This is a genomic window from Streptococcus sp. Marseille-Q6379 (genome assembly GCF_965119505.1).
Window position 1 is genome coordinate 1 of record NZ_CBCPLV010000002.1, and the last position, 19,736, is coordinate 19,736.

Annotated in this window: 19 protein-coding genes and 3 pseudogenes; 12 read left to right on the forward strand and 10 right to left on the reverse strand. The window is 38.6% G+C overall.

Annotation, left to right across the window (positions count from 1 at the left end; all coding sequences use genetic code 11):
• Nucleotides 1-251 precede the first annotated feature (251 nt).
• The 8 genes and pseudogenes from wecB (at nt 252) to ACWPVZ_RS06780 (ending at nt 7,755) form a co-directional block, all read left to right on the forward strand.
• Nucleotides 252-1,437 (forward strand): annotated as a pseudogene (gene wecB, locus ACWPVZ_RS06745) (non-hydrolyzing UDP-N-acetylglucosamine 2-epimerase).
• Nucleotides 1,438-1,439: 2 nt separating this feature from the next.
• Complete coding sequence (locus tag ACWPVZ_RS06750; protein ID WP_454381511.1) at nt 1,440-2,213, forward strand: hypothetical protein; 774 nt, start codon at nt 1,440-1,442, stop codon at nt 2,211-2,213.
• A gap of 142 nt (nt 2,214-2,355) precedes the next feature.
• Complete coding sequence (locus tag ACWPVZ_RS06755) at nt 2,356-3,666, forward strand: glycosyltransferase family 2 protein (RefSeq protein WP_004182618.1); 1,311 nt, start codon at nt 2,356-2,358, stop codon at nt 3,664-3,666.
• 8 nt (nt 3,667-3,674) lie between these two features.
• Nucleotides 3,675-4,778: a glycosyl hydrolase family 8 gene (locus ACWPVZ_RS06760; RefSeq protein ID WP_004182617.1), complete on the forward strand. Its 1,104-nt coding sequence runs from the start codon at nt 3,675-3,677 to the stop codon at nt 4,776-4,778.
• Between the two features lie 268 nt (nt 4,779-5,046).
• Nucleotides 5,047-5,283 (forward strand): DUF1146 family protein, encoded by a 237-nt coding sequence (locus tag ACWPVZ_RS06765; protein WP_004182616.1) that lies wholly within the window; start codon nt 5,047-5,049, stop codon nt 5,281-5,283.
• Between the two features lie 67 nt (nt 5,284-5,350).
• Complete coding sequence (gene murA / locus ACWPVZ_RS06770; RefSeq protein ID WP_064525319.1) at nt 5,351-6,622, forward strand: UDP-N-acetylglucosamine 1-carboxyvinyltransferase; 1,272 nt, start codon at nt 5,351-5,353, stop codon at nt 6,620-6,622.
• Nucleotide 6,623: 1 nt separating this feature from the next.
• A complete protein-coding gene (locus tag ACWPVZ_RS06775; RefSeq protein ID WP_201709893.1) occupies nt 6,624-6,812 on the forward strand; it encodes a DNA-directed RNA polymerase subunit beta in 189 nt (62 codons plus the stop codon).
• Between the two features lie 61 nt (nt 6,813-6,873).
• Entirely contained in the window at nt 6,874-7,755 is an 882-nt protein-coding gene (locus tag ACWPVZ_RS06780; RefSeq protein ID WP_175060663.1) for a DNA/RNA non-specific endonuclease, read from the forward strand.
• A gap of 76 nt (nt 7,756-7,831) precedes the next feature.
• Here ACWPVZ_RS06780 and ACWPVZ_RS06785 read toward each other — a convergent pair whose 3' ends face one another.
• The 8 genes and pseudogenes from ACWPVZ_RS06785 to ACWPVZ_RS06820 form a co-directional block, all read right to left on the reverse strand.
• Complete coding sequence (locus ACWPVZ_RS06785; protein WP_454381515.1) at nt 7,832-8,482, reverse strand: amino acid ABC transporter permease; 651 nt, start codon at nt 8,480-8,482, stop codon at nt 7,832-7,834.
• Between the two features lie 11 nt (nt 8,483-8,493).
• Nucleotides 8,494-9,192: an amino acid ABC transporter permease gene (locus ACWPVZ_RS06790; protein WP_002886251.1), complete on the reverse strand. Its 699-nt coding sequence runs from the start codon at nt 9,190-9,192 to the stop codon at nt 8,494-8,496.
• 17 nt (nt 9,193-9,209) lie between these two features.
• A pseudogene (locus ACWPVZ_RS06795) lies at nt 9,210-10,041 on the reverse strand (transporter substrate-binding domain-containing protein).
• A gap of 11 nt (nt 10,042-10,052) precedes the next feature.
• Nucleotides 10,053-10,820 (reverse strand): amino acid ABC transporter ATP-binding protein, encoded by a 768-nt coding sequence (locus tag ACWPVZ_RS06800; protein WP_002885036.1) that lies wholly within the window; start codon nt 10,818-10,820, stop codon nt 10,053-10,055.
• Between the two features lie 187 nt (nt 10,821-11,007).
• Nucleotides 11,008-11,658 carry an amino acid ABC transporter permease gene (locus tag ACWPVZ_RS06805; RefSeq protein WP_454381518.1) on the reverse strand — a complete coding sequence of 217 codons (651 nt, stop codon included), beginning with the start codon at nt 11,656-11,658 and terminating at the stop codon, nt 11,008-11,010.
• A gap of 11 nt (nt 11,659-11,669) precedes the next feature.
• A pseudogene (locus tag ACWPVZ_RS06810) lies at nt 11,670-12,367 on the reverse strand (amino acid ABC transporter permease).
• A gap of 17 nt (nt 12,368-12,384) precedes the next feature.
• Entirely contained in the window at nt 12,385-13,218 is an 834-nt protein-coding gene (locus ACWPVZ_RS06815) for a transporter substrate-binding domain-containing protein (protein WP_198463941.1), read from the reverse strand.
• A gap of 9 nt (nt 13,219-13,227) precedes the next feature.
• Nucleotides 13,228-13,995: an amino acid ABC transporter ATP-binding protein gene (locus tag ACWPVZ_RS06820; RefSeq protein WP_454381520.1), complete on the reverse strand. Its 768-nt coding sequence runs from the start codon at nt 13,993-13,995 to the stop codon at nt 13,228-13,230.
• 285 nt (nt 13,996-14,280) lie between these two features.
• On the opposite strand from ACWPVZ_RS06820, the gene yycF reads away from it, so the two are divergent.
• The 4 genes from yycF to ACWPVZ_RS06840 are packed head-to-tail and all read left to right on the forward strand — an operon-like array spanning nt 14,281 to nt 17,558.
• Complete coding sequence (gene yycF, locus ACWPVZ_RS06825) at nt 14,281-14,988, forward strand: response regulator YycF (RefSeq protein WP_454381522.1); 708 nt, start codon at nt 14,281-14,283, stop codon at nt 14,986-14,988.
• Nucleotides 14,981-16,321, forward strand: a complete 1,341-nt coding sequence (gene vicK, locus ACWPVZ_RS06830) for a cell wall metabolism sensor histidine kinase VicK (protein WP_454381524.1) — start codon at nt 14,981-14,983, stop codon at nt 16,319-16,321. Before yycF ends, vicK begins: the two co-directional genes overlap by 8 nt.
• Nucleotides 16,322-16,326: 5 nt before the next feature.
• Nucleotides 16,327-17,139 carry an MBL fold metallo-hydrolase gene (locus ACWPVZ_RS06835; protein WP_037600654.1) on the forward strand — a complete coding sequence of 271 codons (813 nt, stop codon included), beginning with the start codon at nt 16,327-16,329 and terminating at the stop codon, nt 17,137-17,139.
• Nucleotides 17,140-17,198: 59 nt separating this feature from the next.
• Nucleotides 17,199-17,558, forward strand: a complete 360-nt coding sequence (locus ACWPVZ_RS06840; RefSeq protein WP_045769141.1) for a YbaN family protein — start codon at nt 17,199-17,201, stop codon at nt 17,556-17,558.
• A 51-nt stretch (nt 17,559-17,609) separates the two neighbouring features.
• Here the strand turns inward: ACWPVZ_RS06840 and ACWPVZ_RS06845 are convergent, their stop codons facing one another.
• Both ACWPVZ_RS06845 and yidA read right to left on the reverse strand, forming a co-directional pair.
• Nucleotides 17,610-18,824, reverse strand: a complete 1,215-nt coding sequence (locus tag ACWPVZ_RS06845) for an aminoacyltransferase (RefSeq protein WP_347105364.1) — start codon at nt 18,822-18,824, stop codon at nt 17,610-17,612.
• Nucleotide 18,825: 1 nt separating this feature from the next.
• Nucleotides 18,826-19,635 carry a sugar-phosphatase gene (gene yidA, locus ACWPVZ_RS06850; protein WP_454381527.1) on the reverse strand — a complete coding sequence of 270 codons (810 nt, stop codon included), beginning with the start codon at nt 19,633-19,635 and terminating at the stop codon, nt 18,826-18,828.
• Nucleotides 19,636-19,736 lie beyond the last annotated feature (101 nt).

Below are 19,736 nucleotides of genomic sequence, written 5' to 3' on the forward strand. Positions count from 1 at the left end.
TTGGGTGATATGAGTTGACTTTTGTCTTAACTTCTTGAATTTTATACGTAATGATAGTCTTTTTATTGAGACCTTTTTCTTTATCTACTTTACATCATTTCGAAATATGACCAATAAGCCAGGGCATTCCCTTTAATGCTTTTGGAGGAAGAGTATCTCATCTTCCTTATTATTGGGGATAATAAAGTGATAATGTAGAGTGTTATTTGTCAATATTATATTGATTTCGTATAGGTCATAGGGGGGATCTTATGGGAAAATTAAATATTATGGTTGTCTTTGGGACAAGACCAGAGGCAATTAAGATGGCGCCATTAATTCTTGAGTTGAAAAAACATCAAGAAACCATTAATTCTTGAGTTGAAAAAACATCAAGAAACCATTAATACTATTACAGTAGTCACAGCTCAACACCGTCAAATGCTTGACCAAGTTTTGGAGACTTTTGAGATAGTTCCTGATTATGATTTGGATATCATGGGAAAAAACCAATCACTTCAGGAAATTACTTCTAAAATTTTGGCTAATTTTGATCCAGTTGTTAAGAAGGAACAACCTGATTTGGTTTTGGTTCATGGTGATACAACAACAACATTTGCTGCTGGCTTGGTTGCATTTTACAATAAAGTAAGTATCGGTCACGTTGAGGCTGGGCTTAGAACTTATGATAAATATTCACCATATCCAGAGGAAATGAATCGTCAGATGACTGACAGCCTTTCTGATTTGTATTTTGCACCTACTCAAGAAAGTAAAGCAAACTTATTGTCGGAAAATCATAAAAAAGAGGCAATTTATGTCACTGGTAACACAGCGATTGATGCCTTAAAACTTACAGTTAAAGATAATTATTATCATGAAGTTCTCGATAAAATCGATGAGAATAAAAAAATTATCTTAGTAACAATGCACCGAAGAGAGAATCAAGGTGAGCCAATGCGTCGAGTATTTAAAACTCTTCGTCATATGGTAGATGAGCATTCTGAAATTGAAGTGGTTTACCCTGTTCATTTGAGCCCTTCTGTACAAGCTGTAGCAAAAGAAATTTTAGGTGATCATGATAGAATTCATCTTATCGCACCTTTAGATGTCTTTGATTTTCATAATTTAGCTTCTAGAAGTTACTTTATTATGTCGGATTCTGGTGGTGTTCAAGAAGAAGCTCCATCACTTGGAAAACCTGTTTTAGTATTACGAGATACAACAGAGCGTCCAGAAGGTGTTAAAGCAGGAACATTGAAACTTGTCGGAACTGATCCAGACAAGGTGAAAGAAGCAATGACTTCACTTTTAACTGAAGAAGCTCTTTATAAAGAAATGTCTGAAGCTCCTAATCCTTATGGTGATGGTAAAGCATCTGAGAGAATTGTTCAAGCGATTAAAGTGTACTTTAATTTGGAAGATTCTGTATCAGAGTTTCACGAAGGAGGAAATTGAGTGTGAAAAGAGATAAAAAAATCTGGTATTGGATTTTATGTTTGATTTTCTTTGAAGCATTACTATTTCTCTACTGTAATCAAGTCAATCCTAATTTATTCATGTTTGAAGCTTTCTTTCTGATTTTAGGTATTGCTGCAGTATGTTTCTTAACAGAGATTCTGATTACTTGGCTAATCATTTTAAGTTTTGCTTTAAGTATCTTTGTATTGGTTAGTGGTGTTGTCTATCTTCCACTGAATGATACATTAGTTCTTATATTCAGTTTTCCTTTGTTAATGGGGATACTTTCAAAGATTAAGTATTACTTCTATAAATTTATTTCATCTGTTCAGATTGAAGAAGTCAAGGCTAGTAACGCTTATCGTGATTTATTAGAGGATAAAAAACCTGTTCAAGCACTTTTGATACATTGGTCTCATGAAGAACAATTCTTTGAATTGAGTCCTCGTGAATATAACCATTTGCTTGCTAGTATCTATCATCAGATTTCAGATAAGCTGGATCGCTTTGAGCAAGTCTTTTATGTTTCTGAGGGGAGCTACTTAATCCTCTCAAAAAATGAATCTAGAAACTTAGAAAAGATTTATAAAACTAGTCTTGAAGAACATCTAAAAGAAATGACATTCACTAGGGGAAGTAGTTATCAAGGTATTCAATTTCAATCAGGTTTTCTTGTCATTGATAAAAAGAATTCCAAAAAATTTGATAACTATAGTGAATTAATGAGTAATTTAAACCGTCAGTTAGAAACGGATATTATTGTTGAGTATTAGGGGGAAGTTATGACTATCACAAACTTGTTTTTTGTATTTGCTTTATGTATTAGCCTTATTTTTGCGATTGCTTTCATTGTTTTGTTTACTGTTTATACAGTAATATATGAACGTGTTTCTCATAATTTCAAGGCGGTGAAACATGGTTAGTCAGTTTTTAATGATTTTCACCCTAATATCCATCTGGATTTCCTTAATTTGGGGTGTTGTTATTCTGGTATCAGCTGTTCATTTTTGGTTGAAACATAGTGATTTTAAGGTTGATAAGGAGGAACTTCCTTATTATCCTAAGGTTACGATTGTAGTTCCAGCCCATAATGAAGATGTTGTTATCTCTCAAACGGCTAAAGCTATCTTGAATATGAATTATCCTCATGACAAGGTAGAGCTACTTTTGTTTGCGGATAACTGTTCAGATAATACTTACCAAGAGTGTTTAGCTGTTCAAGCCTTGCCAGAGTATGCTGGACGTAATATTACCATTATTAATCGTAAGGGTACTGGTGGTAAAGCAGGTGTTCTGAACGATGCCCTTAAAATGGCTGATGGAGAATATATCTGTATTTATGATGCGGATGCCATGCCTGAAACTAATGCACTTTACTTCTTAGTTAAAGAAGTGATGAAGGATCCAGAACGAAGAGTGGCGTCCTTTGGCCGTAATAAAACAAGAAATGCAAAACAAAATTTCTTAACACGTTGTATCAATCAAGAGATTGTTGTCACGCAACGTGTTCACCACGTTGGAATGTGGCATTTATTTAAAATTGGTCGTATTCCAGGAACGAACTTCATTATTCAAACTGAATTCGTTAAAAGTATTGGTGGTTGGCGAAATGGTGCCTTGACCGAAGATACCGATATTTCCTTCAAGATTATGCAAAGTGGTAAATTAATTGCCCTGGCATATAATTCTGAAGCCTTCCAACAAGAACCTGAAACGCTTAAAAGTTATTATATGCAACGTAAGCGTTGGGCAAAAGGTAATTACGAAGTTGTTATCTCGAATTTTAAACATTTGTTCGGTAAAGGAAATTGGCGTGTAAAACTAGAAGTAGCGAATTACTCTTGTATTTTCTTCTGGTTTAATGGTGCAATTGTCTTATCTGATTTAATCTTCTTTGCTAATGTCTTAGCCATTGTTTTACATATCTTTTTCCCAACCGTGCAGATTCCGTTTGCCTTTGATGCAAGTAATATTTACATTGCTCAATTAATGTTGTTTAACTGGCTCTTGATGATTGGATTATATTTATTGCAAATCAATGTTGCCCTAGCTTCACAATTTGGACAAGCAACCAGCAAACAAATTTGGTTAGCGATTCTCTCTTATTTTAGTTACGCACAGTTATTCATTATTGTTTCTTTAGATTCGTTGTGGTCTATTATCATGGATAAAATTCTTCATCGTGAAGGAACAACATGGGTTAAAACTAAGCGTTTTGCAGAATAGGAGTATGTATGAAAACAAAATATTTTAAATATTTATGGTTTGTAGTTATCCTTGGCTTATTTGTTTTTTCAATGTTTACCATAAGAATGAAAACGAAAACTGATATTCAAGATAGAATTTATCAAAAATGGGAAAAACACTTCGTAGTCAAAAAAGGCAACGAAGCATATGTCAAAACTACTAATGACAAAGACAAAGATGTTGTTCTTTCCGAGTCACAAAGTTACGGAATGCTAATCACCGTGCGAGCAGCTAAGAAAGGTTTAGCTAATCAAAAAGATTTTGAAAGACTCTACAAGTATTATTTGTCACATCGTATTGAAGGCAATCAATTGATGTCTTGGGAACAAATTGTTCAAAAAAGTGCTAAAAATGTTGATGATCACAATGCAACTGACGGGGACCTTTATATTGCCTATGCCTTGATTGAAGCCTCAAAACAATGGCCAAGCCATAAAGATGAGTATCAAACACAGGCCAAGGCCCTCTTGCAGGATATTCTCAAGTATAACTATAATGAAAATATTGGAATTTTGACTGTTGGGAACTGGGCGAACAAAGATTCCAAATATTATAATCTTATGAGAACTTCAGATACTGTACCTAAGCAGTTCCAAGCTTTTTATGAAGTTACAAAAGATAAAAAATGGTTGGATATTAATAACAAGATGTTAAGTAGTCTTGAAACGATTAGTTCTAAAACTAAGACTGGATTAATTCCAGACTTTATCTGGGTGGATGAATCAGGGGCTCGTGTGGTTAAGCCTTACACCATCTCAAATCAGTTTGATTCAACGTATTCTTATAATGCTTGTCGTCTTCCATACAATCTTACTCAGAGTAACGATGAAAAGAGTCAGAAAGTCCTTAATAAGATGTTGGATTTCTTTATGACTCAGAAAAATGTCTTTTCAAATTACAATTTGTCTGGTAAGTTTTTAGACGACCACCAAGCTGCAAGTTTTAAAGCACCAATTGCTTTTGCGGCTGAGAAGGATCAAAAGTACTTGAAATTAGTTCAGCAGAATAAGATTGTCTTTATGCAGGATCTTCCTGTTAAGAATTATTATGATTCTGCGATTATTACTTTAGTAGCCATGGAATTCTTCTAAGTAATAGTTAACTAATGACTCAAAATCTTCCCTAAACCTGTTATTTGGAAACAGTAGCTTAGGGAAGATTTTTTCTTATGACTAATGATTGAAAATAAATTAAATTTCAATCTCGAATGAACACGGAAAATCTCATTTTGAAAGATTCTTAAGTTGGTTAACAATGGCTCTTAATGGTGAAAACTAATAAAGAAATCAAATGTAAAAAGTCGTATTTTTAATGATTCTTCTTATGTTTTATGTAAGTCTTCTATGATATAATAGTTTGATGACTATTTTAAATGATATGGTTCCTCTAGCGAGCCACTTGGTTTTTATTGGTTTAACTTATCAGATGGTGAATACGCTTTTTGATTGGGAAAAAATAACCAAAAATGTTATTGTTAACACTGGGAAATTGAGATTATTCTTGCTTTTTATTAGTATTGCCATTGGTTTTCTAGTAAGTTCATTCTTTATATATGTTTTAACGCTATGTCAATCGTTAGCAAGCTCGATTTCTTAAATTAGTGTTTTTAAAAGACTTTTGATATAATACAAAAAGATGAAAATGACCCTTGAAAGGAATCCTTATGGATAAAATTATTGTGCAGGGTGGCAACACTCGATTAAGTGGTGAGGTTGTCATTGAAGGTGCTAAAAACGCGGTCCTCCCCTTGTTGGCAGCGACTATCTTGGCCTCGGAAGGTCAAACAACCTTAACTAATGTTCCAATCTTGTCAGATGTTTACACGATGAATAATGTTGTTCGTGGTTTAGATATTGCTGTAGACTTTGACGAGGAAAACAATACCGTTGTCGTTGATGCTAGTGGAGAAATTCTCGATCAGGCACCATATGAGTATGTGAGCAAGATGCGTGCGTCTATCGTAGTACTTGGACCAATTCTTGCCCGCAATGGCCACGCGAAGGTTTCAATGCCTGGAGGTTGTACGATTGGTAGCCGTCCGATTGACCTCCACCTCAAAGGTTTAGAAGCAATGGGTGCTAAAATTACCCAAGTTGGTGGTGACATCACTGCGACAGCAGAAAAACTAAAAGGTGCAACTATTTATATGGACTTTCCATCTGTCGGTGCCACTCAAAACCTTATGATGGCAGCCACTTTGGCTGATGGAGTTACAACCATTGAAAATGCTGCGCGTGAACCAGAAATCGTTGACTTGGCCCTTCTTCTTAACGAGATGGGAGCAGATGTCAAAGGTGCTGGAACTGAATCACTCGTGATTAAAGGTGTTAAAGCTCTCCATGGTACTAAACATGCGGTTGTTCAGGACCGTATTGAAGCAGGTACCTTTATGGTAGCAGCAGCCATGACTTCTGGTGATGTCCTTATCAAAGATGCTATTTGGGAACATAACCGTCCTTTGATTTCAAAATTATTGGAAATGGGTGTCTATGTTAAGGAAGAAGACGGCGGTATTCGTGTTAAATCTGATGTTTCACAATTGAAACCAGTAACCGTTAAAACTCTACCTCACCCAGGTTTCCCAACTGACATGCAAGCTCAATTTACAGCACTTATGGCAGTGGTAAACGGGGAATCAACCATGATTGAAACAGTCTTTGAGAATCGCTTCCAACACTTAGAAGAAATGCGTCGTATGGGACTTCATTCAGAAATCCTTCGTGATACGGCTATGATTCACGGTGGTTTGCCACTTCAAGGTGCTCAAGTTATGTCTACTGACCTTCGAGCTTCGGCAGCACTAATTCTTACAGGGATGGTGGCTGAAGGAACAACTACTGTTGGTAAGTTGACACACTTGGATCGTGGTTATTATCAATTCCATGAGAAACTTGCTAAACTAGGAGCAAATATTTCACGTGTAAGTGAGGCTTAGTATGGAAACTGGTAAAGGCTATGTTTTTCGTCAATTATTACTTGTTTTGAGTGTGTGTGTGATTGGCCTTGCTTTTCTAGCAATCGGATTGATGATTGGCTATGCTGTTTTAGGAGAGGGCAAGGATCCTATAAACATCTTAAAACCAGAAACCTGGCAGGCAATTGTTGCTAAATTTACAGGAAAATAAAAGGGAGTGGGAAGTAATCCCGCTCCTTTAGTCATGACATTCATATAAAAGAAAGAGAACAATGGCAAAAAGAAAGACATCTTTAACAAATAAACAGAAACGTCAGCTAGTCTCGTTACTAATAGCGGTCTTGATTGCAGTTTTAGGTTACATTGGGACGAGCAATAAGCTATCGCCTAATAATCCAATCAAGCAGGTAGCTAGTTTAGTCTCGGGAAAATCCAATAACTCCGTCAAATCAAACGGTTCAACAAATGGAAAAGCTACGCCACAAGAGCAGCTTGCTGAGTCAGTGATGACTAGTTCCGTCAAGAGTCAACTAGGAAACTCCTTAGAATGGAATGGGGCAGGGGCTTATATTGTTAATGGTAATAAGACTAATCTAAATGCTAAGGTTTCCAGCCAACCCTATGCCAATAACCAAGTCAAAACGGTTCAAGGACAAACGGTTCCTACAGTTGCGAATGCCTTATTAAGTAAAGCAACCAGACAGTACAAAAATCGTCAAGAAACAGGGAATGGCTCAACCTCTTGGACACCTGCTGGATGGCATCAAGTTCACAATCTTTCAGGAGAGTATAGTCATGCCGTAGATAGAGGTCATTTGTTGGGTTATGCACTTGTAGGTGGTCTCAAAGGATTTGATGCCTCGACTTCAAATCCAGAAAATATTGCCGTTCAAACTGCTTGGGCTAACCAAGCTAATAGCGAAAGTTCTACGGGCCAAAACTATTATGAAAGCCTGGTACGAAAAGCTCAGGATAAAAACAAACGTGTCCGTTATCGCGTTACCCTGATTTATGAAGGAGATAACCTCATTCCATCAGGATCACATCTTGAAGCCAAGTCAGCTGATGGCTCACTTGAGTTCAATGTCTTTGTTCCAAATGTACAAGAAGGGATTACCCTAGATTATTATTCAGGAAAAGTAACGGTGAATTAAAGCAACGAACGACTCTGATTGGAATCGTTTTTAGTATCCAGAAAATAAAAACCCACCTACAGGTGAGTTTTTTGTTTTATTCACTAGCTTGCTCCCATTGTTTAGAGAGGTAGCGAGAGTAGCTAGAAATGGCAAAGTTGACCACGAAATAGGCTAAAGCCACGATACCGTATAAGGTAAAGATTTGGCTTGGTTCGTAATAACCACCCATCAAAATCTGACTCTTACCAAATAATTCTTGTAAGGCGATAACAGAGTAAAGGAAAGAAGTATCCTTGATGACTGTTACGAATTGAGAAATGATAGATGGTAACATCTTACGAATAGCTTGTGGGAAGATGATGTAAATAAAGATTTGTCTGTTGTTAAACCCTTGAGACAAGCCGGCTTCCGTTTGGCCATGGTCGATAGAGTTGAGTCCCCCACGAATGATTTCCGCCAAGGCCGCTGAAGTGAAGACCGTGAAAGAGGTAATCCCTGCCGCCGTAGACTTAAGCTGGAAGACCAAGAAGATAATGAAAATCAAAAGCAAGTTAGGAACGTTACGAACGAACTCAACGTAGATAGAAGCCATCCAACGAAGAATAGGATTCTTTCCGTTACGCATAACCGCCAGAATAGTTCCGAACAAGGTAGACAGCACAATGATGAAGAAAGACAAGTAAAGGGTTGTCCACATCCCTTGTGCCAAGAATTTAAGGTTAGTAGCTGATAAAACTTCTGACATAGTGGACCTCCTTAGTAAGCTTTCTTATTCTCTTCTTCTTTACGACGTGCCCAAGTAGCTAGAGGGAAACACATGATAAAGTAGAGGAAGGCAGCCCCAGCGAAGGCCGGCACATAGTTAGTGGTATCATAAGCCCAAGCCTTAGCAGTGAACATGATATCAGCCCCAGAAATAATGGCAACTGTAGAAGTATTCTTAATCAAGTTAACCACTTGGTTGGTCAATGGCGGCAAGATAGTACGCACTGCTTGAGGCAAGATGATGATACGCATGGTATCAGCGTAGGTAAATCCTTGAGACAAAGCCGCTTCGGTTTGACCTTTAGGAACCGCCTCAATACCTGTACGAATAATTTCAGAGATATAGGCTCCTGTGTAGACCCCCACACAAAGGATGGCTGTCAATGAAATTGGGATCATGACATGACCATCAGTTAAGATTGAAATCCCATAGAAGACGACCACAAATTGGACAAGCAAGGGTGTGTTCTGGAAGATTTCGACATAAACACGTGAGATGCCACGAAGAACCTTGTTGTGAGTAGAGCTCATAGCCCCAAAGATGAGCCCAAGAAGAAGGGCAACAATCAAGGCACCAATCGAAATGCCAAGGGTATAGAAGAAACCTTTGGCAAATTGTCCAAAGTTAGCGAAGAAAGCAGCCCAACGTTCAAGAGCGAAAGGACTAGCCGTTTCAGTTAAAAGATACATAAATTCAGGACTCCTTTCTATTTATCTTCAGCTTTAGCTGGTTTCAAGTGATACTTATCGTAGAGCTTTTGAAGGCTACCATCTTTTTGCCATTTAGTCAACAAATCGTTGGTATAATCAATCAACTCTTGGTTAGACTTGCTTGAGGCAATACCGTATTCTTGTGTTTTGAAACCTTCTTTTAAGGTTTTAGTCTTTTTACTTTCATATCCAGAGAGGATAGATTTATCAACTGAGAAAGCGTCGACGCGGTGAGCGTAAAGAGAAACAGCCAATTCTGGGAAAGATCCGAGTTGAACATAGTTGAACTTAAGGTTATTAGCTGAAGCATACTCTGCAAAGCAGCCTTAGTTGACGCACCTTGAGAAACACCGATAGTCTTACCATTCAAGTCTGAGATTTTGTTAATACCTGAGTCCTTAAGAACCAAGAAACCAATTTGGTCATAGTAGTAAGGATTTGAGATGGCATAAGAAGCCTTACGTTCATCATTGATGGTATAGGTAGCGATAAGTAAGTCGATAGTTCCGTTATCCATAAGTGGTTCACGGGTTTGCGTTGTTACTGGAATGTAATTGACCTTAACCTTAAGTTCTTTGGCGATTTTTTTAGCAAGATCAACTTCCATCCCTTCGTAGGCATTAGTCTTAGCAGAATAGTAACCAAAGTTAGGAACGTCTTGCTTGACACCGACATTAAGTGTTCCTCGCTTAACGATTTTTGGACTGCTTTGCTATCTAGGAGCTTACTAGTGTCTTCAGCCTTAGTCTTGTGACTCGAGATAAGAAAAATAGTGAGAATTGTTAAGCATGCGACAGTTAGGTAACGTAAGATTTTTTTGAAAATCATAGGCAACCTCCTTATGCATCCACTTGGACACGATCAGAGTTGTGGTCGATAATCTTAGAAAGGAATTGAACAGCACGAGGTTCAGTTGGATTGTCAAAGAAACCATCCACATCCGTAGTATCCACAAGAACCTGACCTTCAGCCATGAAAATGATACGGTCTGCCACACTGCGGGCAAAGCCCATTTCGTGGGTAACAACTACCATGTTCATGCCACCTTTGGCAAGGTTCTGCATAACCGCCAGTACGTCACCGATAGTCTCTGGGTCAAGGGCTGACGTTGGCTCATCAAAGAGCAAGAGCTCAGGATTCATGGCAAGACCACGGGCGATAGCGATACGTTGTTTTTGTCCACCAGAAAGCATACCAGGGTATGAATCTTTCTTGTCCCACATATTAACGTAACGAAGGAATTTTTCAGCAGTCTTTTCGGCTTCTGCCTTACTGATTCCAAGAACCTTGATGGGTGCCAAAGTGACATTTTCAAGAACAGTTTTGTGAGGGTAGAGGTTAAAGTGCTGGAATACCATCCCTGCTTCCTTACGTAGCTCAACCAAGTCTTTGGCAGAAGCTTCCGTAACATTATGTCCGTTAACGATAAGCGTACCGTTATCAATTGATTCCAGGGCGTTGATTGTACGGATAAGGGTAGATTTCCCAGACCCAGAAGGTCCCAAGAGAACCACAACTTGTCCTTTTTCAATTTCTAGATTGATGTCACGAAGTGCATGATAGTCTCCGTAGTATTTATTAACATTTTTAAATTCAATAAGTGCCATAAGAGCCTCCTATAATGGATTTACTTGTTAGCTTTTCTAACATGTATTAAATTTTAGCATAAGCAAAGGCGAAAGTCAAAAAATTCCGAATATTCTTTCAAAACGTTCGGTTTTTACTAAATAATTAATCATTTTTTTGATATAAATATGAGCAAACAAAAATCCACCCTCAGGTGAGTTTTTTGTTTTATTCACTAGCTTGCTCCCATTGTTTAGAGAGGTAGCGAGAGTAGCTAGAGATGGCAAAGTTGACCACGAAATAGGCTAAAGCCACGATACCATATAAGGTAAAGATTTGACTTGGTTCGTAGTAACCACCCATCAAAATCTGACTCTTACCAAATAATTCTTGTAAGGCGATAACAGAGTAAAGGAAAGAAGTATCCTTGATGACTGTTACGAATTGAGAAATGATAGATGGTAACATCTTACGAATAGCTTGTGGGAAGATGATGTAAATAAAGATTTGTCTGTTGTTAAACCCTTGAGACAAGCCGGCTTCCGTTTGGCCATGGTCGATAGAGTTCAGTCCCCCACGAATGATTTCCGCCAAGGCCGCTGAAGTGAAGACCGTGAAAGAGGTAATCCCTGCCACTGTAGACTTAAGCTGGAAGACCAAGAAGATAATGAAAATCCAAAGCAAGTTAGGAACGTTACGAACGAACTCAACGTAGATAGAAGCTATCCAACGAAGAATAGGATTCTTTCCGTTACGCATAACCGCCAGAATAGTTCCGAACAAGGTAGACAGCACAATGATGAAGAAAGACAAGTAAAGGGTCGTCCACATCCCTTGTGCCAAGAATTTAAGGTTAGTAGCTGATAAAACTTCTGACATAGTGGACCTCCTTAGTAAGCTTTCTTATTCTCTTCTTCTTTACGACGTGCCCAAGTAGCTAGAGGGAAACACATGATAAAGTAGAGGAAGGCAGCCCCAGCGAAGGCCGGCACATAGTTAGTGGTATCATAAGCCCAAGCCTTAGCAGTGAACATGATATCAGCCCCAGAAATAATGGCAACTGTAGAAGTATTCTTAATCAAGTTAACCACTTGGTTGGTCAATGGCGGCAAGATAGTACGGACCGCTTGAGGCAAGATGATGATACGCATGGTATCAGCGTAGGTGAATCCTTGAGACAAAGCGGCTTCGGTTTGTCCTTTAGGAACCGCCTCAATACCTGTACGAATAATTTCAGAGATATAGGCTCCTGTGTGACCCCCACACAAAGGATGGCTGTCAATGAAATTGGAATCATGACATGACCATCAGTTAAGATTGAAATCCCATAGAAGACGACCACGAATTGGACAAGCAAGGGTGTGTTCTGGAAGATTTCGACATAAACACGTGAGATGCCACGAAGAACCTTGTTGTGAGTAGAGCTCATAGCCCCAAAGATGAGCCCAAGAAGAAGGGCAACAATCAAGGCACCAATCGAAATGCCAAGGGTATAGAAGAAACCTTTGGCAAATTGTCCAAAGTTAGCGAAGAAAGCAGCCCAACGTTCAAGAGTGAAAGGACTAGCCGTTTCAGTTAAAAGATACATAAATTCAGGACTCCTTTCTATTTATCTTCAGCCTTAGCTGGTTTCAAGTGATACTTATCGTAGAGCTTTTGAAGGCTACCATCTTTTTGCCATTTAGCTAACAAATCGTTGGTATAATCAATCAACTCTTGGTTAGACTTGCTTGAGGCAATACCGTATTCTTGTGTTTTGAAACCTTCATCAAGAATTTTGGTTTTATCACTTTCGTAACCTGATAGGATTGATTTATCACCAGCAAAGGCGTCAATACGGTATGCATAGAGTGATACGGCTAACTCAGGATAAGATCCGAGTTGGACATAATTGAACTTAAGGTTATTAGCTGAAGCGTACTCTTCAACAGCGGCTTTGGCAGATGACCCTTGAGACACTCCAATAGTTTTACCGTTAAGATCAGAAAGTTTCTTATAGCCAGATTTGGTTTGAACGAGGAAACCGATTTGGTCATAGTAGTAAGGGTTTGACATGGCATATGAAGCTTTACGCTCATCTGTAATGGTATAAGTAGCGATAAGCATGTCAATAGTCCCATTATCCATAAGGGCCTCACGAGTTTGAGGGGTAACCGCTGTAAAATTCACCTTAACCTTAAGTTCTTTGGCAATCTTCTTAGCGAGGTCAATTTCCATACCTTGATAGGTATTGGTTTTGGCTGAGTAGTAACCAAAGTTTGGGACATCCTGTTTGACACCAACATTTAGAGTCCCTTTTTTGACAATTTTTTGAATTGTAGCATTATTGAGTAGTTTACTGCTTTCATCAGCTTGGCTACTTTTAGTGTTCCAGAGGAGAACTGCTACAAATGCTAAAGCAGAGATAGCTAAAATGCGACTAAGTTTTTTGATTAACATAAGCCCTCCTTAGGCATCGACTTGGACACGATCAGAGTTGTGGTCGATAATCTTAGAAAGGAATTGAACAGCACGAGGTTCAGTTGGATTATCAAAGAAACCATCCACATCCGTAGTATCCACAAGAACCTGACCTTCAGCCATGAAAATGATACGGTCTGCCACACTGCGGGCAAAGCCCATTTCATGGGTAACAACTACCATGTTCATGCCACCTTTGGCAAGGTTCTGCATAACCGCAAGTACATCACCAATAGTCTCTGGGTCAAGGGCTGACGTTGGCTCATCAAAGAGCAAGAGCTCAGGATTCATGGCAAGACCACGGGCAATAGCGATACGTTGTTTTTGTCCACCAGAAAGCATACCAGGGTATGAATCTTTCTTGTCCCACATGTTAACGTAACGAAGGAATTTTTCAGCAGTCTTTTCAGCTTCCGACTTACTGATTCCAAGAACCTTGATAGGTGCCAAAGTGACATTTTCAAGAACAGTTTTGTGAGGGTAGAGGTTAAAGTGTTGGAATACCATCCCTGCTTCCTTACGAAGCTCAACCAAGTCTTTGGCAGAAGCTTCTGTCACATTATGCCCGTTAACGATAAGTGTACCGTTATCAATTGATTCCAAGGCGTTGATTGTACGGATAAGGGTAGATTTCCCAGACCCAGAAGGTCCCAAGAGAACCACAACTTGTCCTTTTTCAATTTCTAGATTGATGTCACGAAGTGCATGATAATCTCCGTAGTATTTATTAACATTTTTAAATTCGATAAGTGCCATGAGAGCCTCCTAAAATTTTACATTAATATATGTAATAACAAGAGTGTATTTTACTATATATGTAGGAAAATGTCAAAAATGTTTGAAAATTCAATCATAAGGTTCGTTTTTTAACCGATTACACATAGCAAAGGTATCTCAAAAAACAAGGAAAGCTTGTATATTAGCTCAATATCTATAGTAGAAACTTGGTCCTTAACCTATTTTTTGGTATAATATGTCTGATACGTAAAGTTTTCTACTTTACAAAATTGAATGACTTAAGAAAACCGATGAGGTGTTTATATGAAAAAAATTCTTGTTGTTGATGATGAAAGACCAATTTCGGATATCATCAAGTTTAATCTGACTAAAGAAGGTTATGAAGTAGTTACGGCCTTTGATGGTCGTGAAGCATTGGAGCAGTTTGAAGCTGAAAAACCAGACTTGGTCATCCTGGACTTGATGCTGCCTGAACTAGATGGTCTAGAAGTTGCTAAGGAAATTCGAAAGACAAATCATACACCAATTATCATGCTTTCAGCTAAGGATAGCGAGTTTGATAAGGTTATCGGGCTAGAAATTGGGGCAGATGACTATGTGACGAAACCATTTTCTAATCGTGAATTGTTGGCACGTATCAAAGCTCACTTGCGTCGTATAGAGACTATTGAAACAGCAGCAGAAGAAAGCTCTAACTCAGGCAAGCAGGAAATTTCAATTGGTGAGTTGATTATTGTTCCAGATGCATTTGTTGCTAAAAAACGTGGAAATGAAGTCGAACTCACACACCGTGAATTTGAGTTGCTTTTCCATTTGGCAACTCATATGGGACAAGTAATGACGCGTGAACATTTGCTTGAAACTGTTTGGGGTTATGACTATTTTGGTGATGTTCGTACGGTTGACGTAACCATTCGTCGTCTCCGTGAAAAAATTGAAGACACACCTAGTCGTCCTGAATATATTTTGACGCGTCGTGGTGTTGGTTATTATATGAAGAATTATGACTAGTATTGGCTTAAACATCACAAGCTTTGAACTAGCCTTACTCTTTACGCTCCTTTTTGTGGCTTTCTACTTTATTTTTCTTGCTTATCGTGATTATCGACGAGTCAAAAATATTCGAAAGTTGACCAAGAGAGTCAAGTCCCTAATGGCAGGTAACTATAATGAGGAGTTACGCTTAAAGGGTGATCCAGAGCTTTTAGAGCTAGCTGACAGCTTGAATGATTTATCGGACGTTTTTCGTTTGACGCATGAAAATCTAGCCCAGGAAAAAAACCGCTTATCATCAGTCCTCTCTTATATGAGTGATGGAGTCATTGCGACTAATCGACGTGGTCAAATTACCATGATTAATAGCACAGCTCAGCGTTTGTTGAATCTAGATTTTGAAACAGCGACACAGATGTCCATTTTAGATTTATTAGATGGCGAAAATCCCTATACTTATAATGAATTGTTATCTAAGACTCCTGAGATTCATTTGTCTCGTCGAGATGCCAACGATGAGTTTGTGACCCTACGCGTTAACTTTGCCCTTATTCGTAAAGAATCTGGTTTTGTCTCAGGTCTGGTTGCCGTCCTTCACGATGCCACTGAGCAGGAAAAAGAAGAGCGGGAACGCCGACTCTTTGTATCAAACGTTAGTCATGAGTTGCGTACACCTTTGACTTCTGTAAAATCTTATCTGGAGGCACTTGATGATGGTGCTCTTGACGAAGAGATTGCCCCTAACTTTATCAAAGTTTCTTTGGATGAGACCAATCGTATGATGCGAATGATTTCTGACCTTTTGGCACTGTCTCGTATTGACAATAAGAGTACCCAGCTTGACGTTGAAATGACTAATTTCACGGCCTTCATGACCTATATATTGAATCGTTTCGATCAGTTTAAGAGTCAAGAAACCAATACAGGTAAAACTTACGAAATTATTCGAGATTATCCGGTAAACTCGATTTGGGTGGAGATTGATACAGATAAGATGACCCAGGTTGTGGATAATATTCTTAATAATGCTATCAAGTATTCGCCTGATGGTGGTAAGATTACAGTGTCTATGAAGACAACTGATTCACAGTTGATTGTTTCTATTTCTGACCAAGGTTTAGGTATTCCTAAGAAGGATTTGCCGTTAATTTTTGACCGTTTTTACCGTGTTGATAAGGCTAGAAGTCGTGCTCAGGGTGGAACTGGTCTTGGCTTGTCCATTGCAAAAGAAATTATTAAGCAACATAAGGGCTTTATTTGGGCTAAGAGTGAGTATGGTAAGGGTTCAACTTTTACAATTGTGCTTCCATATGACAAGGATGCCATGATGGTTGATGAATGGGAGATGTAGTAGAAATGACCTCAGATTTAGGGTTTAAATATAGTATTTTGGCTTCAGGGTCAACTGGTAATTCCTTTTATTTGGAGACTCCAGAAAAGAAGATTCTTGTGGACGCTGGTTTGTCTGGTAAGAAAATCACAAGTTTGCTGGCTGAAATCGATCGTGATCCGAGTGATCTGGATGCTATCTTAGTTACTCATGAACACAAGGATCACATCCATGGTGTAGGCGTTTTAGCTCGTAAATATGGCATGGATATCTACGCCAATGAGAAAACCTGGCAAATTATGGATAGTAAAAATATGCTTGGCAAGATTGATAATAGCCAGAAACATGTTTTTTCTCGTGACAAGCTCCTGACCTTTGGAGACATTGATATTGAGTCTTTTGGAGTTAGTCACGATGCTATTGATCCACAGTTCTATCGCTTTATGAAAGATGGAAAAAGTTTTGTCATGCTGACGGATACGGGTTATGTTTCTGATCGCATGGCAGGTATTATTGAGAATGCTGATGGCTATTTGATTGAGTCCAATCATGATATTGAAATCCTCAGAGCAGGTTCATATCCTTGGTCAACTAAGCAACGTATCCTCTCTGATCAAGGTCACTTATGTAATGAAGATGGAGCGGATGCTATGATTCGTACCATAGGTAACAAAACTAAAAAGATCTACTTGGGTCACCTTTCTAAAGAAAATAATATCAAGGAGTTGGCCCACATGACGATGGAAAATCAGCTGGCACGTGCTGACTTTGGTGTTGGAACTGACTTCAAGGTTTATGATACCTCACCAGACACAGCGACACCACTGACAGATATTTAAAACATAGCAGAAGAGCTGCACTAATGTGTTTAGTGCAGCTTTTTAAAAGGAAAGTATTCATGAAAGTAATTTATCTCTCGTTAGGGTTTGTCTCGCTCGGTTTGGGAATTCTTGGGATTCCCCTTCCTATCTTACCAACAACCCCTTTTCTACTTTTAGCCATTGCTTGCTTTGCTAGAAGTTCTAAACGTTTTGAGAAATGGTTATACCATACTAAGCTATATCAAAGTTATGTAGCCGATTTTAGAGAAACCAAATCAATTGCCAAAGAACGAAAGAAAAAGATTATCATCCAAATCTATGTTTTGATGGGAATTTCAATCTTTTTTGCACCTATCCTTTGGGTGAAAATCGGACTTTTTTGCTTGACAGTCTTCATCACCTATTATTTATTTAAGGTTATTCCTGATAAAGACTAAGATATCATCAAAAAATGAGACTTCCAAGATGGAGTCTCATTTTATATATTATTAATGTTTGCTACGTAATTTCTTACGGAGTTTATAGGCAAAATTGGCTAGTCCGTAAAGAGGGCTAACTGGAAGGTTAAATTCCCCAATAAATTGTTCAATGCGTGGGTTAAATTTTGACTTGAAATTGTACAAGCCACCATCAAGCGAATTTTCAATTCCTCCCATGTTTTGCCACTCGGCACCACGCTCGAAAGCGTGATTAGCTGTCTCATACCATGTCAGGATAGCCGGTTGATAACGGCGGTAGTCTTCATCCATTCCTGCATAGATATTCTCAGATGTCTTGCCAAATTCAAGAACGAGTGTACCTGAGAGTGGGACCGTCTTATTTCCAGCATCAACCTTTTCTTGAAGGAAGTCAATTTCTTCTTTTAGTCTTTTGTGTTCTTGTTTATTATTCTCGATTTTTCCTGGTTTAGTTTTTTCAGTAAACTTGGCTGCATCAGCAATGTTCTTTTCGAGTTGCTTATTGAGGTCTTTGAGACGGGCTGGTAAATCTAGTGTTGAGAGTGTAATGTAAGAAGACTCTGGGTAAGTAGTCAATAACTTTTCATAATAATCGATTCCACGAAGGTGGATGTTTTTACGGGCCTCTGTCTTCTTCATCAGAGAAGCGAATTGTTCAAGAAGCTCAGTGCCACCAAATTGGACTGAAATCCCCTTGTTTCGAGCAGTACGAACAGCCTGCTTGGTGCTCTTAGAGAGTTGTTCTTCAGTGAAATCTTCCTTATGGATGTTAGCCTGGAAGCGAGGTTGGATATTTTCAGCCATATCTTCAGTGAGGCCTGTCCATTCAACGCCAAGAGCTTGGATGTCTTTGGCAATCGCCATAGTCTCTTTACGGATTTCAGCTTCTTGTGAAATCAGGTTCTTTGTCACAAAAAGGCTTGGGTCAAATTTCACAAAGAGAGCACGCTTTGTTTTGGCATATTTTTTAAGTGAAGCCATAACAAAGGCGAGCAAATCTTTATCTTGATAATCCATAATAGGTCCACGAGGAATATAAATCATAGAAAATCCAAGAGGGAGTGGCTGAATAAGGACACTAGCGACAGCAACGAGATTACCATCTTGATAGAAACCTAGGCGGTCATTTCCCCAGCTATCCTTGATTTTAGCCCATGAACTACTTTGTAATAAGTTTGTTTGAGGACTATCTATAACAAAACGGTCATGCTCAGAAGTACTGAGTCCAGTTTTATAGGTATACATATTATTCTAGAACCCACTTTCTAATAGCATAAGCGACACCAGATTCATCATTTGATTTTGTGATGTGTTTCGCAATTTTCTTCATTTCTGGATTACCATTTTCCATAACAACAGGAGAGCCAACGACTTCAAGCATAGCACGGTCATTTTCTTCATCACCGATAGCCATTGTTTCTTCTTTATAAAGACCGAGTTTCTCAGCAAGATGGGTTACAGCAATTCCTTTGTTGGCTGTTTTCTTGAGGATTTCTAGGTAAAATGGTGTTGATTTTACAATAGTAAAGCGGTCATAAAATTCCTGTGGAAGTTTGGCAATAGCTGCATCAAGAATTTCAGGTTCATCGATATACATGGCCTTAACGAATTCCTTGTCAGCCACCTCTTCAGGTGTACGATAGTAAATCGGCATATGAACAAGTGTAGACTCATGAACCGTGTAGCGGCCAATGTTGCGATTACTTGTGTAGATACCATCTTTAGTAATAGCGTGAGAATGAACACCAAGCTTGTTAGCCAAAACCTCAATGTCAAGGTAGTCTTCGTATGAGAGTGTCTCACGAATTAATTCATTACCAGTAGAAGTTTCTTGGACAAGCCCACCATTGAAGGTGATAACATAATCTCCGTCTTGGTTGAGGTTAAGTTCTTCAAGAAGAGGAAGCACCCCAGGAATAGGACGACCAGTCGCGATAACAACCTTTACACCAGCAGCCTTGGCATCTTGAATGGCTTGAAAGACTTCCGGTGTAACTTGACGTTGGCTATTTAAAAGCGTTCCATCAATATCAACTGCAATAAGTTTAATAGACATAATAATTACCTGTTTCGTTTAGTTAGTTTCCCTTCTATTTTACTAAAATTTAGGCGCTTTGTCATAGTTCTTCCTGAGAAAAGTATTATTGCCTCTTTAAA

Excerpts from the sequence above, each read along its gene's own strand:
- ACWPVZ_RS06755 (WP_004182618.1), top strand. The coding sequence starts at position 2,356 with ATGGTTAGTCAGTTTTTAATGATTTTCACCCTAATATCCATCTGGATT.
- ACWPVZ_RS06760 (WP_004182617.1), top strand. The coding sequence starts at position 3,675 with ATGAAAACAAAATATTTTAAATATTTATGGTTTGTAGTTATCCTTGGC.
- ACWPVZ_RS06765 (WP_004182616.1), top strand. The coding sequence starts at position 5,047 with ATGACTATTTTAAATGATATGGTTCCTCTAGCGAGCCACTTGGTTTTT.
- murA (WP_064525319.1), top strand. The coding sequence starts at position 5,351 with ATGGATAAAATTATTGTGCAGGGTGGCAACACTCGATTAAGTGGTGAG.
- ACWPVZ_RS06775 (WP_201709893.1), top strand. The coding sequence starts at position 6,624 with ATGGAAACTGGTAAAGGCTATGTTTTTCGTCAATTATTACTTGTTTTG.
- ACWPVZ_RS06780 (WP_175060663.1), top strand. The coding sequence starts at position 6,874 with ATGGCAAAAAGAAAGACATCTTTAACAAATAAACAGAAACGTCAGCTA.
- ACWPVZ_RS06785 (WP_454381515.1), bottom strand. The coding sequence starts at position 8,482 with ATGTCAGAAGTTTTATCAGCTACTAACCTTAAATTCTTGGCACAAGGG.
- ACWPVZ_RS06790 (WP_002886251.1), bottom strand. The coding sequence starts at position 9,192 with ATGTATCTTTTAACTGAAACGGCTAGTCCTTTCGCTCTTGAACGTTGG.
- ACWPVZ_RS06800 (WP_002885036.1), bottom strand. The coding sequence starts at position 10,820 with ATGGCACTTATTGAATTTAAAAATGTTAATAAATACTACGGAGACTAT.
- ACWPVZ_RS06805 (WP_454381518.1), bottom strand. The coding sequence starts at position 11,658 with ATGTCAGAAGTTTTATCAGCTACTAACCTTAAATTCTTGGCACAAGGG.
- ACWPVZ_RS06815 (WP_198463941.1), bottom strand. The coding sequence starts at position 13,218 with ATGTTAATCAAAAAACTTAGTCGCATTTTAGCTATCTCTGCTTTAGCA.
- ACWPVZ_RS06820 (WP_454381520.1), bottom strand. The coding sequence starts at position 13,995 with ATGGCACTTATCGAATTTAAAAATGTTAATAAATACTACGGAGATTAT.
- yycF (WP_454381522.1), top strand. The coding sequence starts at position 14,281 with ATGAAAAAAATTCTTGTTGTTGATGATGAAAGACCAATTTCGGATATC.
- vicK (WP_454381524.1), top strand. The coding sequence starts at position 14,981 with ATGACTAGTATTGGCTTAAACATCACAAGCTTTGAACTAGCCTTACTC.
- ACWPVZ_RS06835 (WP_037600654.1), top strand. The coding sequence starts at position 16,327 with ATGACCTCAGATTTAGGGTTTAAATATAGTATTTTGGCTTCAGGGTCA.
- ACWPVZ_RS06840 (WP_045769141.1), top strand. The coding sequence starts at position 17,199 with ATGAAAGTAATTTATCTCTCGTTAGGGTTTGTCTCGCTCGGTTTGGGA.
- ACWPVZ_RS06845 (WP_347105364.1), bottom strand. The coding sequence starts at position 18,824 with ATGTATACCTATAAAACTGGACTCAGTACTTCTGAGCATGACCGTTTT.
- yidA (WP_454381527.1), bottom strand. The coding sequence starts at position 19,635 with ATGTCTATTAAACTTATTGCAGTTGATATTGATGGAACGCTTTTAAAT.